Raw genomic sequence first — 17,581 nt, 5'->3', positions numbered from 1 at the left:
CCGACCGGATCAGCTGGAGGTGATTCTGCGTGCCTGGGCCAGGTCCGTGCGGATGCGCTCCACTCCGCTGGTCAGCTGGGGCAGCTGGTGGTTGGAGTTGTGCAGGTCCAGGAGCCGCTGCCGCCGACGGTCGGCGGGTCCGCACAGCACCAGGCGTGTCATGAAGGCGCCGACCAGACCGACCAGACCGAGCAGCGCGACCCACATCATGAGGTCGGGGATCACCTCCCACACGGGCATCACGGTGAGGAAGAGGCCGAGGGGGAGGCCGATGAGGGAGATCCGGCACCAGTGGATGATCCGCCCGGTCCGGTTCTGGAGCTCCACCTTGCCCACGAGCCCCTCGTGGGCGGTGGACACCTCGGCGTAGCGGCCCTCCCAGTAGCGGCGCTGCCTGGCCAGAGCCTGGAGGGTGCCCAGGGAACCGTAGACCGCCGCCGCGTATCCGGCGCTCTCGGGGGTGCTGGCGTTCGACACCCGCTGCCACAGGATGTCCACCCACTCGGCGACCCCGGAGTCACCGTTGTCGTCGGGCGGGACCATCAGGTGCGGGTTCAGGAGCAGGGCCAGGACCAGCGCCGGGTTGACGTTGGGCTGGCTCGACCGCCACCCCACGAGCTGCTGGGAGAGCTGTCCGTGCAGGAGGGTCCCGGCGTTCTCACCCCGGTCCAGGTCCTCCGCGAGCCGCTGGTACTCGACGCTCTCGGGGCTCTGGTGGGCGCTCAGGATCCGCAGGAGTTCGGGCCGGGCCAGCAGGACCATCTCGTTGCTGAGCGGGGCACCGGTCAGGAGCGGCCCGGGGTCGGAGAACAACGCCCGGAGTTCGGCCAGGGACACACCCCGGCCCCGGAAGACGGGCGGCAGGTCGGGGCGGACCTGGGCGACGAACGAGGCGACCGCGAGGTTGGCGTCCCGGACCTCGCGACGGAACAGGGAGCGGTCGACACTGGTGTCGCCCAGGTCGTCCATCAGCCAGGCACCCAGGGCCGCGCGCTCGCCCGGTTCGCTGAAGACCTTGACGGCGGCGCCCCAGTTCTGCTGCATCGCCTCGGCCAGGTGGGCGGGGTCGTGGAACCGGAGACTGACGAAGTGGTAGGGCGGTGCCGCTCCGAAGTGGCCGCTGTTCGGGCCGCGGAACCCGCTGGGAGGCGGGTACGCGCCGGAGGCCGCCGACGGGTACGCGCCGCTCGGCGGCGGGGTGTGCGCGCCGCCGGGGGCCGACGGATACGGGCCTGACGACCGGGCGTGGGCGGACGCCTCGGGCGCGTCGGAGGGAGCCGTGCGCGTGTAGTTGCGGGTGGGGGCCGCCTGGGCGGTTCCGGCCACCCTGGTGGGGTCCACGGGGGGAACGCCGGTGGGCTGTTGTCCGGCGACCCTGGTGTGGTCGACACCGACGCGGGTACGGGCGTCGGACGAGGGCGCGACCGCGGTGTGCGTGTGGTCGGAGTCCGGGCCGGGGGCGACCGTGGTGGGCGTGTGGTTCCCACCGGTGGCCCGGGCCGGAGTGGCACCGGACGGAGCGGAGATGACCCATCGCATGAGGGTCTCGGCGTCGGGCCGGGCCGAGGGGTCCTTGTCCAGGCAGGCCCGGAGGGTGGCGCCGAACGCGCCGTCCAGGCCGGCGAGGTCGGGTTCCCCGCCCAGGATGCGGGCGATGCGCGCGGCCTGGGTCGGGCCGGGGAAGGCCTCGCGGCCGGTGGCGGCGAACACCATCACCGAGGCCCAGGCGAACACGTCCACCGCGGCGGTCAGCCGGGCCCCCTCCAGCTGCTCGGGGGCCATGTACCCGATGGTGCCGACCACCCCGCTCGCCGTCACCGAGGTCGACTCGACCGCACGGGCGATCCCGAAGTCGATCACCCGGGGCCCGTCCGGAGCCAGCATGATGTTGTCCGGCTTCAGGTCCCGGTGCACCACACCCGCCGCGTGGATGGCGGCCAGGGCCGTCGCGGTGCCCACCGACAGGCGTTGGAGCTCCACTCCCGTGCGCGGGCCGTCGGCTTCGACGGAGGCCTGGAGGGTGGGGCCGTCGATGAACTCCGTGGCGATCCACGGCTGGGCCGCGTCGGGGTCGGCGTCCAGGATCGTGGCCACGCAGAACCCGCTCACCCGGCGGGCCTGATCCACCTCGGCGGCGAAGCGGCGCCGCATGTCGGCGTCGCCGGACCAGCTGGCGTGCAGGAGCTTCACCGCGGCCAGAGTGCCGTCCGCGGCCTCACCGAGGAACACCTCCCCGAAACCGCCACGCCCCAGGGAGCGCAGAAGTCGGAAGCCTCCGACCTCCTCCACTCGCATGGCCTGGTCCTGAGGGTCGTCCACAGCCCGCCCCGTCTCTCGTACGTCGTTCTGGCGCCCCGGGCGGGGCGCCATGTCAGGGTGCCACAGAGAACTGACCGCCCGTACACGGTCCCGGTTCCGGTCTCCCCGTATCCGATGCCCGGCCGTTACCTCCGGGTATCGGCGTGGTCGCCCCGCAGGATCCGATCGACCAGGTCGTCGCGCAGGGCCCCGTATCCGGTGGCCGACCACACGCTCTCCTCGGCCGGGACGTCGTAGTAGGGCACCTCACTCCCCCTGTGGTGGTCGGGGAGGACCCGGGGGCGGCGCCGCTCCCGAACCGCCTTGGCGCACTCCGCGCACAGCGGGACGCGGACGGTGCGGGTGCCGCCGAACTCGCGCCAGTCCGTCCGTGTGGTGGTGTTGCCGTGCAGCGGGTTGGCGTAGCAGTGCACCCTGGGCTCGCGGGACCGGGACCGGCTGCGCAGGATGGCGTCCTCCGCCATGTCGAGCAGGACGAGGACCCCGGCCGCGTCGGGCAGCGTGGGTTCGGTGGCGATCATGCGGTCGTGGACCTTGGCGGCGGCGGAGCGGGCGTCCAGTGCGTGTTGGAGGAGCCGGGTGGCCTCCTCGCTCCGGGAGCGCGAGCGCAGCTGGCCCAGCCGCTCCCCGAGCTCGACGAGGTCCGTGGCGCCCCGCTCGACCAGCCGGTCCAGGGCGGCGCGGTCGGCGTTGTCGAATCCGGCGTGCTGGGTGACGGCCAGAGCGGGCATCGAGGGCACCCGGGCGCGGCGGGAGCGCCAGACCGCCCCGACGGCCAGGAGGAGCGCCAGGACCGCGACGGACGGCCACAGCCAACCGGGCGCTCCCGTCCCGTCACCCCGCCAGAAGCCGGACACCGGTCCGGCGGCGTCCTCCCGCTGCTCCTCGTAGGCCTCACTGGCGGCGGTGTAGGCGGCCTCGGGGTCCTCGGACAGGGCCGTCTCCACCGAGACCTCGACCAGCTGGCCGAGGTTGCCGCTGAACCCCGTGGCGTAGGAGGAGGTGAGGGCCCCGTAGTGGGCGGGAAGGTCCGATCCGCTCCCGAAGTCCCGCCCGTGCATGCGGTCGTTGGCGAACACCAGGATGTGGGCCCGACCCCCGCCCATGCGGTCGTGGACCAGGACGGCCAGGTTCTCGGGGTCGCCGTCCCAGGTGTCGCCCTCGACCATCGGCACCGCGACCACGTACAGGGGCAGGTCGGAGCCCTCGATGAGGTCGACCGCCTCCTGTCGGACCTCCTCGGTCAGGGCGCTGGAGTAGGCGGGGTCGACGTGGACCGGCGACTCGGCCAGCGAGGAGGTGATCGCCTCGGAGGCGTTCTCCGGCACGGTGTCGGCCGGGGAGGCGGCGGCGGGGACCGCCCCCACCAGGGTGAGGGCCAGGACCACCCCCAGGACGGAGGGGACCTCGAACCTACGCATCGCTCTCCTCCAGAATCCCGTCGACGAGGCCGCGCCGCGTCGATCCGTAGTTGGTGTGCACCCAGACGCGGTCCAGCGTCAGGTGCGGGACCCAGGCCCCGCCGATCCGCAGCTCCAGCACGCGCGCGGTCCGGGCGTCGTTCTGGAGGTCCAGGCAGGCGTCGCACAGCGGGCGGCGCCCCCGGACGACCGCGACCCTGCCGTCACGGTCCGCCCGGCCGTGCAGGGGGTTGGCCGAGCAGACCGGTCGCCGTCCGGCCCCGGGGTCGCCGTCGATGGCCGCGCGGGCGCGCCGGGCCAGGACCGTGACCCCGAGGAGGTCGAGCGCGTCCGTGGGGCGCCGGAGCACGACCAGGGCGGCGTCGGCGTCGCGCATGGCCGACGCGGGAACCTCGCCGTCCCCGGCCGCCTCCAGTTCCCGGACCATGGCCCGGGTCTCCGCCAGCGCCAGCCGCCGCAGTGCTCGTGCCGTCATCCGCGTCCGACCACCGACCGTGCCCCCGCGCGCGGCGCGTACGGCGACCACGAGGAGGAGCAGCGCGCCGAAGGCGATCCCGGAGAGCAGCGGCCCGACCACCAGGAGGCAGGGCAGGAAGCCGTCACCGAGGAACCGCTCCGACCTCGGCCCGGGATCCTCGTCGTAGGTGTACGCGAAGAAGGGTTCGGCGTCGGGCCGGTCGGGGTCGGTGGGCAGTGCGGTGAGGGCGGGCAGCGCGGCCTCGACGGCCTCGGCCGGGGTGTCGGCGACCACGTCCCGGACGGCCGAGCTCAGGTCGTAGGCGTCGATGCCCAGGCCCGAGGACCCGGCGGCGATCTCGACCCGGCCCTCGAAGTCGGTGGTGGCGACCAGGTACACCGACGGTCCCTCCGTGAGCGCGGCCAGGGAGTACGCCAGCACCTCGGGGTCGCCCTCGGACTCGTCGGACGGGCTCATGGACATCACCAGGGCGCGGACCGGGATCTCGGCGTCCTCCAGCCGATCGGCGGTGGCGGCCAGGCCGGTGCGGTCCATCGTGACCAGGGGTGCGACGTACAGCGGCGTGGACGCGGTCTCGGAGACCAGGCGTTCGACCCGCTCGGTGTTGGCGACGTAGGGCGGGACGGAACGCACGTCCGGGGTCTTCCAGGCGGTCTCCACTCCGCCCTCGGGCACGCTCATCATGTGGGCGTAGGGGCCCGCGACCGCGGCCCCGGCCAGGGTCAGGGTGAGCACGGCCACCACGGGTACCTCGTGGCGCCGCCGACGGCCGCGCGCGGTACGCCACCACACCCAGATCACGCCCGTTCCGAGCACGAACCCGGACAGGGTCCCGGAGAGGGTGCCGAGGTTCTCGGCGCCGACCGAACGGGTGGGGTCGACGTCGCGGCGGAACTCCTCCCAGAAGACCGCCAGCGCGCCCGGTTCGGCCTGCTCGTGGCCGTGCGCGGGGGCGGGGGCCGCACCGCTGAGGCGTTCCACGAGGACGGCGGCGATCTCGTCCGGTCCGGAGTCGTACTCCAGCCTGGGGTCGGCGCTCAACGAGCGCACGCTCTCCTCGCCCGGGAGGTCGTGGCCGCGTACCAGCACCTCCTGGGTGTAGGTCCCGGGCCGCAGGTGCACGTACACGCCGTCGCGGTCGACACGGTCCACGACCGCGGGCAGGACCGGACCGGTGCCCCAGTCCGTCCCCTGTCCGGGGAAGGGGCTGGCGATCACGTGGTACGGGACGTCGAGGGTGGAGAAGAGGGTGTGCAGCTCCCGCTCCAGCTCGGCCACGTCGCCGAGGCCCGCGAGGGAGTCGTCCACGATGACGGCCGCGCCCTCGGGACGCTCCGCGAGCTCGTCCGCGTAGTACTCGGCGGGGGTCCGGGTGTCCTCCAGGGCCTCGACCGTCTCGGGCGCGGGTTCGGCCCGAGCGGCGGGCGCGGCGGCGAGCACCGCGAGGAGCGACGCGGCGCAGAGCGCCAGGGAGCGTCGGAGCAGGTCCGCGTACCGAGGGAGGGGACCTGGTCTCGGGGGCGAGGGCATGCACCGAGCATATCGGGAGCTTTCGGCCAGGCCGGAACGCGGAAGGGCCCGTGCACACGAGGACCCCGCACACGAGAAGGGCCGCCACCGTCGGTCGGACGGTGGCGGCCCCCGAAGCACCGCGTTCGCGCCTGTTGGGCGCGGGCGGCGGTCTCGGTACGCCTCTCGCTACTTGGCGATCAGCTGACGGAGCACGAACTGGAGGATGCCGCCGTTGCGGTAGTAGTCGGCCTCGCCCGGGGTGTCGATCCGCACCACGGCGTCGAACTCGACGCCGGTGTCGGTGGTGACCTTCACCGTGCTGGGGATACGGCCCTCGTTGAGCTCGGTCACGCCGGTGACGGAGAAGGTCTCCTCGCCGGTCAGACCGAGGGAGTCCGCGGAGTGGCCCTCCGGGAACTGGAGCGGCAGGACGCCCATACCGATGAGGTTGGAGCGGTGGATGCGCTCGTAGGACTCGGTGATGACCGCGCGCACGCCCAGCAGGCTGGTGCCCTTGGCCGCCCAGTCACGCGAGGAACCGGAGCCGTACTCCTTGCCGCCCAGGACCACCAGCGGGGTGCCCTGCGCGGCGTAGTTCTGCGCGGCGTCGTAGATGAACGACACCGGCGCGTCGGCCTGGGTGAAGTCGCGGGTGTAGCCGCCCTCGGTGCCCGGCGCGATCTGGTTGCGCAGGCGGATGTTGGCGAAGGTGCCGCGGATCATCACCTCGTGGTTGCCGCGACGGGAACCGTAGGAGTTGAAGTCGCGACGCTCCACACCGTGGGCCTTGAGGTACTCGGCCGCCGGGGTGCCCGGCTTGATGGCACCGGCCGGGGAGATGTGGTCGGTGGTGACCGAGTCGCCCAGCTTGGCCAGGACGCGGGCACCGGAGATGTCAGTGACCGGAGCCGGGGTCTGGCCCATGCCCTCGAAGTACGGGGGCTTGCGGACGTAGGTCGACTCGCCCTCCCACTCGAAGGTGTTGCCGGTGGGCGTGGGCAGCTCGCGCCAGCGGTCGTCACCGGCGAACACGTCCGAGTACGCGCTGGCGTACATGTCCGACGCGATCGCGGAGTCCATGACCTCCTGGATCTCCTCGGCGGTGGGCCACACGTCGGCCAGGTAGACCGGCTGGCCGTCCTCGCCGATGCCCAGGGGCTCGGTGGTGATGTCGACGTCCATCGACCCGACCAGCGCGTAGGCGACCACCAGCGGCGGCGAGGCCAGGTAGTTCATCTTCACGTCCGGGTTGATCCGGCCCTCGAAGTTGCGGTTGCCGGACAGGACCGCCGAGACGGCGAGGTCGTTGTCCTGGACCGCCTGCGAGATCTCCTCGGGCAGCGGGCCCGAGTTGCCGATGCAGGTGGTGCAGCCGTAACCGACCAGGTTGAAGCCCAGCTTGTCCAGGTACGGGGTCAGGCCGGAGCGCTCGTAGTAGTCGGTGACGACCTTGGAGCCCGGGGCCATGGAGGTCTTGACCCACGGCTTGCGGGACAGGCCCTTCTCGACCGCCTTCTTGGCCAGCAGGGCGGCGCCCAGCATGACCGAGGGGTTCGAGGTGTTGGTGCACGAGGTGATCGCGGCGATCACGACGGCGCCGTGGTCGACCTCGGTCTCCGTGCCGTCCGCCATGGTGACCTTGACGGCCTTGTGCGGACGGGCGCCGTTGGGGGCCTGGGCCGGGGCGTCGGAGGCCGGGAAGGACTCCTCGCCCGCCTCGTCGGCGTCGTCGGAGACGTAGTTGCGGACGTCGCGGCGCCAGGTCGGCTTGGCCTCGGACAGCGCGATGCGGTCCTGGGGACGCTTGGGACCGGCGATGGAGGGGACGACCTCGGCGAGGTCGAGCTCCAGGTACTCGGAGAACTCGGGCTCGTTGGCCGGGTCGTGCCAGAAGCCGTTGGCCTTGGCGTAGGCCTCGGTCAGGGCGACCTGCTGCTCGGAGCGGCCGGTCAGGCGCATGTACCGGATGGTCTCGTCGTCGACCGGGAAGATCGCGGCGGTGGAACCGAACTCCGGGCTCATGTTGCCGATGGTGGCGCGGTTGGCCAGCGGCACCGCGCCGACGCCCTCGCCGTAGAACTCGACGAACTTGCCGACGACACCGTGGTCGCGCAGCTTCTCGGTGATGGTGAGCACGAGGTCGGTGGCGGTGGTGCCGGGCTTGAGCTCACCGGTGAGCTTGAAGCCGACCACGCGCGGGATGAGCATGGAGATCGGCTGGCCGAGCATGGCGGCCTCGGCCTCGATGCCACCGACGCCCCAGCCCAGGATGCCCAGGCCGTTCTGCATGGTGGTGTGCGAGTCGGTGCCGACGCAGGTGTCGGGGTAGGCCTGGCCCTTGCGGTCCATCGTGACGCGCGCGAGGTGCTCGATGTTGGCCTGGTGCACGATGCCGGTGCCGGGCGGGACGACCTTGAACTCGTCGAAGGCGGTCTGGCCCCAGCGGAGGAACTTGTAGCGCTCGTAGTTGCGCTCGTACTCGATCTCGACGTTGCGCTCGAACGCGTCGGGGCGACCGAAGAGGTCGACGACGACGGAGTGGTCGATCACGAGCTCGGCGGGGGCGAGCGGGTTGATCTTGTCCGGGTCACCGCCCATGTCGCGGACGGCCTCGCGCATGGTGGCGAGGTCGACGACGCACGGAACGCCGGTGAAGTCCTGCATGATCACCCGGGCCGGGGTGAACTGGATCTCCTGGCTGGGCTGGGCCTTGGCGTCCCAGTTGCCGAGAGCCGTGATGTGCTCGGCGGTGACGTTCGCGCCGTCCTCGGTGCGGAGGAGGTTCTCCAGCAGCACCTTCAGGCTGTAGGGAAGTCGGTTGTAGCCCTTGACGGCGTCCAACCGGAAGATCTCATACGACTCGTCGCCAACGCGCAACGTGTCACGGGCGCCGAAGCTGTTCGCGGACACGGTGTCTGCCTCCTGATCTCGCCACTTTGTCCCCAGCATCCTGCCCCATGGGGCGAATGCGGGACCTACTGAGGCCGCCCTAACCGGATCACCGGGGCACGGGGGTCGCGGATGAGCACCCCCACCGCCTCCGTGATCCATCAGGGCCGCTTTGACCTGCAACGACGCCACATCGTCACCGGTCGCGGCCGGCTGGCCGCACCACTTCACGGGCCCGGGACGCGCTGCCGAAAAGCGGTCGACCTCACAGGCCCGAGCCGGGAGCGGGTGGGGGGAGCCCCGCTGTTATCTTGATGTCAAGGTATCCAACTTGTATCTCGATATCAAGTTATCGGGTGGGGCGCCATCCCCCTCGGGCACCCTCGCGCACACGCCCCCCTCAGTCCAGCTGCGGCGCCACCGCGGAGGCGACCAGCTCCAGGTGGTCCAGGTCGGACAGGTCCAGGACCTGCAGGTACATTCTCTCCGCACCGGCGGCCGCGAACCGGCTGATCCGCTCCACGATCTCGTCGGGGGTTCCGGCCAGGCCGTTCTGGCGCAGTTCCGACACGTCGCGACCGATCCGGGCGGCCCGCTTGGACACCTCGGCCTCGTCGCGCCCGGCGCACAGCACCTGGGCCGCCGAGTACACCATCGGCGTGGAGCGCCCCGAGGCCCGCACGGCGTCGGCGGTGCGCCCGAAGGCCGCCTCGGTGTCCTCCAGCGAACTGAACGGGACGTTGTACTCGTCGGCGAACTTGGCCGCCAGCCTCGGTGTGCGCTTGGGACCGGTCCCGCCGATCAGCACCGGCGGGTGCGGGCCCTGCTGCGGTTTGGGCAGCGCGGGGCCCTCCGCGAGCCGGAAGTGCCGACCCTCGTACCGGAAGGTGTCCCCCACCGGGGTGGACCACAACCCCGTGATGATGTCGAGCTGCTCCTCGTAGCGGTCGAACCGCTCCCGCGCGGAGTCGGGGAAGGGGATCCCGTAGACCGCGTGCTCCTCCTCGAACCAGCCCGCGCCGAAGCCGAACTCGACCCGGCCGCCGCTCATCCGGTCGACCTGCGCGACCGAGATGGCCAGCGGCCCGGGGTGGCGGAAGGTGGCCGCCGTCATGAGGGTGCCGAGGCGGATCCGGGAGGTCTCCCTGGCCAGACCGGCCAGGGTGATCCACGCGTCGGTCGGACCGGGGAGCCCGCTGACGTGGTCGCCCATGGAGAGATAGTGATCGGACCGGAACAGGGCGTCGAAACCGAGATCCTCGACGGCTCGGGCGACGGCGAGTTGGTCCTCGTACGTGGCCCCCTGCTGGGGTTCAAGGAAGATCCTCAGGCGCATACGCCCCATTTTCTCCCACCGTACCGACCGTTCGGAAACCGCCGCGCGGGTACTGTGGAAAAGCCGAGGTCAGGGCCGACCGAACCCGGCCGCCCCCGTCAGAACCGTTCCGTCCCCGACCCGCGATAGCCCTCCACGTGAAGCTTCTCCGCCGCGCACGACGACGCGCACCCGACTACGGACCCGACAGCGCCGACCCGGTGCTGCTGTCCGCCGTCGCAGCCGGGGAGACCGACGCCCTGGAGATCCTGCACCGGAGGCACGCCCCCTGGCTGCGGGCCCGGCTGCGCTACCGCTGCTCCGACAACGACCAACTCGACGCCGCCCTCCAGGAGACCTTCCTGGCGGTGTGGCGCAACGCCGGTTCCTTCACCCCCCGCCCGGGTGACACCGACGCCGGAGCCTGGCTGTGGACCATCGCGATCCGTCAGCTCATCTCCCAACTGCGCAAACGCGCCAACCGGTGGATCGCGGAGAGCGATCCCGAACCGTACGAGACGATCGGGGACGCGTCCGCCGAGGACACCGTGCTGCTCAACATCGAGCACGGGCCCCTGGGCGCCGCCCTGCACGAGCTCTCCCCCGAACTGCGCTCGGCGATCAAGGCCACCGTGCTCGACGGCCTGACCGTGCGGGAGGCGGCGGAGATCCTCCAGATACCCGAGGGAACCGTGAAGACACGGGTCATGCGCGCGAAGGCGCGGCTACGGGAGGCACTGACCACATGAGCTGGCACCTGACCCACGACCAACTCCACCAGTACGCGGCCCACACGGCCGACGACGTCACCGCCATGTCCGCCGAGGCCCACCTGACCCACTGCTCCCACTGCCGTGCCCTGCTGCCCGCCGACCAGGGCTGGCTGGACCGCAGCTGGGCCGACCTCCGCGACGTGGTGGACCAGCCCCGGCGCGGCCCGATCGAACGCCTGCTGGCCGTGATCGGCCTGCGCGAGGACACCGCCAAGCTCCTGGCCGCCACACCGCAGCTCTACCGCGCCTGGCTGGGCGCGACCGTGCTCGTCCTGGGCATGGCCCTGGTCGTCGCGCACGAGGTGCCGCGCGGCTCCCTGCTGTTCTCCTTCACCGCTCCGATCGTGCCCCTGATCGGTGTGGCCCTCGCCTACGGTCGGGGGGTGGACCCGGCGCACAGCCTCACGTCCGTCACCCCCCTGGCCGGGTACCGGCTCCTGTTCCTGCGCACGACGGCGGTCCTGGTGCCCGCCCTGGTGCTGTGCACCGCCGCGGCGTTCCTGATGCCCTCGGTCTCCACCCTGGCGGAGGCGGTCTTCTGGCTGCTGCCCGCGCTGGCCATGGTGGCGGGGTGCCTGGCGCTGAGCCGCTGGATGGCGCTGAGCCTGGCCGGAGGTGTCGTAGGCATCGCGTGGCTGCTGGCCCTGGTCCTGCTCGGAGCGGCGGAGGGCATGGACCCGCTGCTGCTGTTCACTCCCGCCGCGCAGGCCAGCTGGGCGACGGCGCTCGCGCTGCTCGCGGGTGTCGTGCTGTGGAGGGTCAGGACCGCGTGACCACGAGCACCGAGTCCGCGAGCCGGGTCAGCGTGAGCGGCCTGGTCCGCAGCTACGGCACCCGCCGGGCCCTGGACGGGATCGACCTCGAACTGGGCCCGGGAGTGACCGGGCTGCTGGGGCGCAACGGCGCGGGAAAGACCACGCTGCTGCGCTGCCTGGCCACCGACCTGGAGGCCACCGGCGGCCACGTGCGGGTGCTGGGCCGCGACCCCGACGGCGCCGCCGACCGCACCGAGATCCGGCGCCGGATGGGCTACCTGCCGCAGTTCCCCTCGTTCTACCCGCACTTCACCGTCTTCGGTCTGCTGGACTACGTGGCGGTGCTGAAGGAGCTGGGCGGGCGTCGCGCGCGGCACGACGAGGTCCGCCGCGCCCTGCGCCGGGTGGACCTGTACGAGCGCAGGCACAGCAGGGTGCGCCGCCTGTCCGGTGGGATGCGCCAGCGCCTGGGGCTGGCGGCGGCGCTGCTCGGTGACCCCGAGCTCCTGCTGCTCGACGAACCCACCATCGGGCTCGACCCCGAGCAGCGCATCCGCTTCCGTGACCTCGTCTCCGAACTGGCGGTGCGCAGCACGGTGGTGCTGTCCACACACCAGATCGAGGACGTCTCCGCCCTGTGCCGCCGTGTGCTGTGCCTGGACGAGGGCCGCGTGATCTTCGACGGCACCCCGGGCGAGCTGGTGGCCCGGGCGCGCGGGCGGGTGTGGGAGCAGGGTTCGCGCCCCGAGACGGGGGTGACCTCGTGGCGGCTGGCGGACGGCCGGTACCGGGTGCTCGTCCCCGAGGGCGTCGACGACCCGGACTCCGCGGCGGGCGTGCCGGTGGAGCCCTCGCTGGAGGACGCCTACCTCCTGCTCACCGGAGCACGGGGCAGTATCCGGTGAGCGGCGTCCCGACCTTCTGGGCCCTGACCCGGTTCAACCTGCGCCACCTGCTGGTGAGCCCGGTGTTCCTGGCCCTGGTGCCCGCGACCCTGGTCGGGCTGGCGTACTCGGCGTACCAACCCGCGTTACCGACCTGGTCGGACCTAATGGACCAGGTGCGGCTCCAGACCCTCGGGGTGGCCGCCGTGATGTTCGCGGTGACGACCTTCCCCGCCCTGCGCGAGGCGCGCCACACAGAGGGGTTCGCGCTGCCGCTGTCGGCCCGGACCCGTCTGTTGTCCCTGGCCCTGGCGTCCGTGCTGGTCACGTCGGTGTGCGTGGGTGTCCTGATCGTCCTCTACCTGCTGTCCGGCTCCCAGCCGACCGCGGGGACGGCCGCTCCGCCCGCGGTGCTGGCCCTGTTCCTGCTCGGCTGGTGTGGGCCGCTCGGAGCCCTGGCCTGCGCCGTGTGGACCCGTTCGTACACCCCGCTCGTGGTGCTGCTGCTGCTCGTACCGGCGTACCTGCTGTACACGGTCACCTCCATGGGGACCCGGGCGGAGGAGATCCTGCAACGGCTGAACGGAGTGGCGCGCTGGGTACTGGACCCCCTGCCCGTCAACGAGCCCTCGGTGACCCAGCTCGGCGTGGTGTCCCTGGTGCACGTCTCGTTCCTGGTGGTCCTGCTCCTGGTGGTCGCGCTCGCGCGTCAGCGGGATCGGTGGCTGCTGCGCCCGGTCTCGCTGGGGGCGGTGGCGCTCCTGTTGGCGGGGGTGGCGTTCGTCAACGTGTACGCGCAGAGCACGTACTCGTACTACACGCCCTTCACCGACCGGGACGTGTACGGCGCCGAGGCCGACCCCTGCCGGGTCCGGGAGGGGGTGACCTACTGTCCCCTCCCCGGCTACGAGTCGTGGGTGGACTACTGGCACGCCGCGCTCTCCCCCACGGTGGAGCGGATCCCGGAACGCGCGCGGGACCGCCTGCCGATGGTGTGGCAGGGCACCGGGCTCCTGCGCCGGGACGTCCGCGAGTTCCAGACCGGGGGGCTAATCCTCCCGAACTCCCCCCAACCGTTCCCGCCGCCGGGCACGGTCATGGTGTACGACGCCTGGGACCCCGACATCGGCTACTACCGCAACGAGCTGACCGTCGAGGTCACCATGAACGTGCTCGGCCTCCCCCGGTACCAGGACTACTCCTGTTCGGGCGCGGGGCAGGCCAGGATCGTGCTGGGCGCCTGGCTGGTGTCGGCGAACGAGGGGTTCCCCGAGCCGGAGGGCACGGAGGCGGCGGAGGAGTTCCTCTCCTACTACGACCCCTCCGCGCTCGACCTGAGCCTGACGCACGCGATGCTCGACCTGCCGCCGCGGACCGTCGCGCGGGTGGTCGAGGAGCACTGGGAGGCCCTGCTGTCCGCCGACACCACCACCGAGGAGCTGGCGGACCTGCTGGAGCTCCCGCTGACCGGCGAGGACGCCCTCCCGGACCCGACATGGGCGAGCGGATGGGACACCCGTCCCGTCCCGACCGACCCCGACGGACGGGACCCCGTCTGCCCCTGACATCCGGGCGCACGCTACCGTGGGGGCGTGAACTACTACTGGCACAAGGTCCTTCCGCCGCTGTGCGCCTGACCGGGCGCACCCGCTGACCTTCCCGGACCCCGAGGCCCCACCGACACGGTGAGCGGCCCCGTCCGTCGTGCGCCCGTCAAGCACCCTTCCCAGGCGTCCAGACGGAAAGTACGCACATGCCAGACCACACCTCCTCCCTCGCCACGCGATCGAACCACCGGATCACCGGTGGCGCGCTACCCATCCTCGGCGCGGCCGTCCTGTGGGGCACCACCGGCACCGCCAGCTCGTTCGCGCCCGACGGCGCTCACCCGGCCGCGATCGGCTCCGCCGGGCTGGTCCTCGGCGGGCTCCTGCTCTTCCTCGTCGGCCGGGGCTCCACGTCGCTGGTCACCGGCTCCGACGCCCGGACCCGGTGGACCCTGCTGCTGGGGGCGGTCGCCGTCGCCGGGTACCCGCTGTCCTTCTACCCCGCCGTCGCCAACGCCGGGGTCGCGGTCGGCACCGTGATCACCCTGGGCAGCGCACCGGTCTTCTCCGGTCTGCTGGCCTGGTGCGTGGACCGGTCCAGGCCGACCGCGCGCTGGGTGGCGGCCACCGTGGCCGCCGTGATCGGCTGCGCGGTGCTGGTCCTGGGTCCCGAACTCACCGGCGCCACCGGCTCGACCAGCGCCCTGGGCGTGTTCCTCGCCCTGGTCGCGGGGTTCTCGTACGCGCTGTACGCGATCATCGCCGAGAAGCTGATCCGTCGGGGGCACACCTCGGGCGCGGTCATGGGGACGATGTTCGCCGGGGGCGGCGTCCTCGTGCTGCCCGTGGTGCTGGCCACCGGCACCGCGTGGCTGGCCACGGTGAACGGCGCGCTGGTCGCCCTGCACCTGGCCCTGTTCACGGTGTTCCTCGCCTACTGGCTGTTCGGCCACGGACTGCGGCACACCTCGGCCTCCACCGCGACCACGCTGAGCCTGGCCGAACCCGCCGTGGCCGCGATGCTGGGCGTGGCCCTGGTGGGTGAGCGCCTTCCCCTGGTCTCGTGGGCCGGGCTGGTCGTCCTCGCCCTGGGCCTGGCCGTCCTGAAGGCGCCCGCGCGCCGCCGCCGACACGTCTGAGTCCCCGGGTGGCGTCCCCGAAACGGGGCGCCACCCGCCGTCCGCGTGTCCTGGGGTTATCGAAGTGCTTATGGTCCTTGCCCTGGTAGGCGGCGTGCGAACGTCAGTACGCTTCCCGGCAACATCCCCCTCATCCCCTGACTAAGGAAACCCCTTGCGCAGATCCGCGGCGGCCCTGGCCGCCCTGTCCCTGCTGGCCACGGCCGCCGTGCTCGACGGCACCGCCGCCCCCGCCGAGGCCGCTCCCCTGGACGGAGCCTCCGTGGTGCCCCTCCAGGTCACCGGCGACCCCTCCGAACGCTTCAACCTGGTCCTGCTGGGCGACGGCTACACGGAGGAGGAGATGCCCCTCTTCCGTGAGCAGGTGGACCAGCACCTCAACGTGCAGTGGAGCATCGAACCGTTCCGCTCCTACCGCAACTACTTCAACGTCTACCTCGTGGAGACCCCCTCGGCGGAGTCCGGGGTGGACTGCGACCCCGCCCACGGGTGGGAACGGCGCGACACCGCGCTGGGCATGGGCTTCTTCAACGGCTGCGACGAGTCGGCCCTGGAGCGCCTGCTCACCGTCGACTCGTCGGCCGCCAACGCCGCCGCCGACATGGTGCCCGGTGTGCCCGCGAACAACCGCCAGATCCTGGCCCTGGCCAACAGCGGGACCTACGGGGGCGCGGGCGGGCGCCTGGCCACCGCCTCGTCCGGCAACGCCCTCTCCGCGCTGATCAGCCCGCACGAGCTGGCGCACTCGCTGGGGGCGCTCCAGGACGAGTACCCCTACTACTTCCGGGACACCAGCCTGGGCCGCTACACGGGTGCCGAACCCACCTCCGCGCACCACTCCCTGATGACCTCCGAGCAGATGCTCGAAGAGGAGGCCAAGTGGTGGCGCTGGCTCGGTGAGGAGAGCGAGTCCGGCGGCACCATCAGCGCGGCCGACCCCGACGGGCACGAGGGCGGTCTCTACCACTCCGAGGGCGTCTGGCGCCCCAGCAACCACTCCATGCTCAAGACCCTCGGCTACTACTTCGACCAGGTCGGACGCGAGGTGATGACCCAGCGGATCTCGGGGCTGCGGGACCGGGCCACCCTGCCGGTCTCGTCCACCCCCGAGGGCGAGGTGGGCGCCGAGGACGCGGTGTGGGTCGAGGGCCCGCACCCCGTCCACCACGAGCTGGACTACACCTGGACGGTGGACGGCGAGGAGTTGGCCGACGCCTCAGGCGCACGGGGCCTGGAGCTGGCCGGGCTCGACCTGGCCCCCGGGACCGAGGTGAGCGTCCGGGTGCAGGACCCCACGGAGTTCGTCCGTGACCCCGCCATCCGCGACTCCGCCGCCCTCACCCAGACGCGCACCTGGACCGTGGGCGAGCCCCAGGAGGACGTGTCCGTCGAGGCCGGTTTCACCCGGTACCGCGACACCGAGCGCGCCGTGGGCGCCACCGAGGTCGTCTACGCGGAGACCACCCGGCCCACCGACCGGATCATGGAGGTCGCCTGGGAGCTGGACGGGTCCGCCGTGTCCACCTCGACCGACGGCCGCACCCTCGACCTGGGCGAGCTCGGCCTCGGCACCGGAGACCACGTACTGACGGCGACGGTGACCGACCCCGAGAGGCCGGGTTCCCAGACCCTCACGTGGGCCGTCGACGCCACCGACCCGAGCGCGCCCCGCGAGCTCTCCGAGGCCGCCGCCACGGTCGCGGACGGCGGGCACCACCTGTACCTCAACGAGTTCTCGATGCGCCTGTCCCCCGAGGACGACGGTGACGGCCACGTGGTCGGTGAGTTCCGGGTGGACGGCGACGGCTGGCACCACTACTACGGCTGGCCGGAGGACTCCGAGGCGCCGTTCCGGTTCACCCCGGACGGGACCAACGTCGATGACCTGGTCTACGGGAGCCTCGGCAGCGGCGGCCTCTCCATGGCCGTGTTCGAGGTCGACTCCCACGAGCCCGGTTGGGGCACCCACACCGTGGAGCACCGGGCGATCGACTCGGCGGGCAACATCGGTTCCCCCGAGTCCTTCACGGCGACGGTCGTCCCGGGCACGGAGCTGGAGTGCACCGAGACCGTGAGCGGCGCGGTCAACGGCGGCCTGCGGGTCGACGCGGGCGTGGTCTGCCTCGACGGCGCCGACGTTCGCGGCGGGGTCACAGTGGCCGACGGCGCCTCACTGGTGGTCGAGGGCGGTTCCCTGAGGGGCGGCCTGTCCGCCTCGGGCGCCGACACCGTCCGGCTCTCCGGCACCCAGGTGAGCGGCGCGGTGTCGATCACCGGGACCACCTCCGAGGTGACGCTCCTGGGTTCGTCCCTGACGGGCTCGCTGGCGCTGAACGAAAACACCCAGGTGCCCGCCGCCACCTGGTCCGGTGACGCGCGGGGCTACGGCCCGGTCCTGGCAGGGAACACCGTACGCGGCTCCGTCGCCTGCTCCGGCAACAACCTGGCCGCCACCGACTTCGGCGCGGCCAACGACGTCACGGGATCCGTCGCGGGGCAGTGCTCCGACCTGTGACACCAACCGCCCGCGCGTCCCGTCCGGCGCGCGG

The 17,581-nt window shown here is 72.3% G+C and carries 11 protein-coding genes; 6 read left to right on the top strand and 5 right to left on the bottom strand.

Going from position 1 to position 17,581, the window contains the following annotated elements; translation table 11 throughout:
* Positions 1-9: 9 nt before the first annotated feature.
* From ACRWK8_RS22850 to ACRWK8_RS22830, 5 genes are all read right to left on the bottom strand, one after another.
* Complete coding sequence (locus ACRWK8_RS22850; RefSeq protein ID WP_431872802.1) at positions 10-2,319, bottom strand: serine/threonine protein kinase; 2,310 nt, start codon at positions 2,317-2,319, stop codon at positions 10-12.
* 125 nt (positions 2,320-2,444) lie between these two features.
* On the bottom strand, positions 2,445-3,740 hold the full coding sequence (locus tag ACRWK8_RS22845) for a hypothetical protein (RefSeq protein ID WP_431872800.1): 1,296 nt from the start codon (positions 3,738-3,740) through the stop codon (positions 2,445-2,447).
* Complete coding sequence (locus ACRWK8_RS22840; protein ID WP_378739529.1) at positions 3,733-5,748, bottom strand: hypothetical protein; 2,016 nt, start codon at positions 5,746-5,748, stop codon at positions 3,733-3,735. The genes ACRWK8_RS22845 and ACRWK8_RS22840 overlap by 8 nt, the downstream gene beginning before the upstream one ends.
* Positions 5,749-5,916: 168 nt before the next feature.
* Entirely contained in the window at positions 5,917-8,679 is a 2,763-nt protein-coding gene (gene acnA, locus ACRWK8_RS22835) for an aconitate hydratase AcnA (protein ID WP_378739527.1), read from the bottom strand.
* A 340-nt stretch (positions 8,680-9,019) separates the two neighbouring features.
* Positions 9,020-9,955 (bottom strand): LLM class F420-dependent oxidoreductase, encoded by a 936-nt coding sequence (locus tag ACRWK8_RS22830; RefSeq protein ID WP_378739525.1) that lies wholly within the window; start codon positions 9,953-9,955, stop codon positions 9,020-9,022.
* A 137-nt stretch (positions 9,956-10,092) separates the two neighbouring features.
* On the opposite strand from ACRWK8_RS22830, the gene ACRWK8_RS22825 reads away from it, so the two are divergent.
* The 6 genes from ACRWK8_RS22825 to ACRWK8_RS22800 all read left to right on the top strand — a co-directional run bounded on the left by ACRWK8_RS22825 (position 10,093) and on the right by ACRWK8_RS22800 (position 17,547).
* Complete coding sequence (locus ACRWK8_RS22825) at positions 10,093-10,683, top strand: RNA polymerase sigma factor (RefSeq protein ID WP_378739523.1); 591 nt, start codon at positions 10,093-10,095, stop codon at positions 10,681-10,683.
* Complete coding sequence (locus ACRWK8_RS22820; protein ID WP_431872797.1) at positions 10,680-11,480, top strand: zf-HC2 domain-containing protein; 801 nt, start codon at positions 10,680-10,682, stop codon at positions 11,478-11,480. The genes ACRWK8_RS22825 and ACRWK8_RS22820 overlap by 4 nt, the downstream gene beginning before the upstream one ends.
* Positions 11,477-12,367 carry an ATP-binding cassette domain-containing protein gene (locus ACRWK8_RS22815; protein WP_378739519.1) on the top strand — a complete coding sequence of 297 codons (891 nt, stop codon included), beginning with the start codon at positions 11,477-11,479 and terminating at the stop codon, positions 12,365-12,367. Before ACRWK8_RS22820 ends, ACRWK8_RS22815 begins: the two co-directional genes overlap by 4 nt.
* Positions 12,364-13,911, top strand: coding sequence for a hypothetical protein (locus ACRWK8_RS22810; RefSeq protein ID WP_431872794.1), 1,548 nt, complete (start codon positions 12,364-12,366; stop codon positions 13,909-13,911). Before ACRWK8_RS22815 ends, ACRWK8_RS22810 begins: the two co-directional genes overlap by 4 nt.
* 188 nt (positions 13,912-14,099) lie before the next feature.
* Positions 14,100-15,032: a DMT family transporter gene (locus ACRWK8_RS22805; RefSeq protein ID WP_431872792.1), complete on the top strand. Its 933-nt coding sequence runs from the start codon at positions 14,100-14,102 to the stop codon at positions 15,030-15,032.
* 154 nt (positions 15,033-15,186) lie between these two features.
* Positions 15,187-17,547, top strand: coding sequence for a M64 family metallopeptidase (locus ACRWK8_RS22800; RefSeq protein ID WP_431872790.1), 2,361 nt, complete (start codon positions 15,187-15,189; stop codon positions 17,545-17,547).
* Positions 17,548-17,581: the final 34 nt, after the last annotated feature.

This window comes from Nocardiopsis eucommiae, from assembly GCF_965344335.1.
Taxonomy (GTDB): Bacteria; Actinomycetota; Actinomycetes; order Streptosporangiales; family Streptosporangiaceae; genus Nocardiopsis; species Nocardiopsis eucommiae.
The sequence above is the reverse complement of the archived record's forward strand: the minus strand, read 5'-3'. Positions and strand labels throughout refer to the sequence as shown.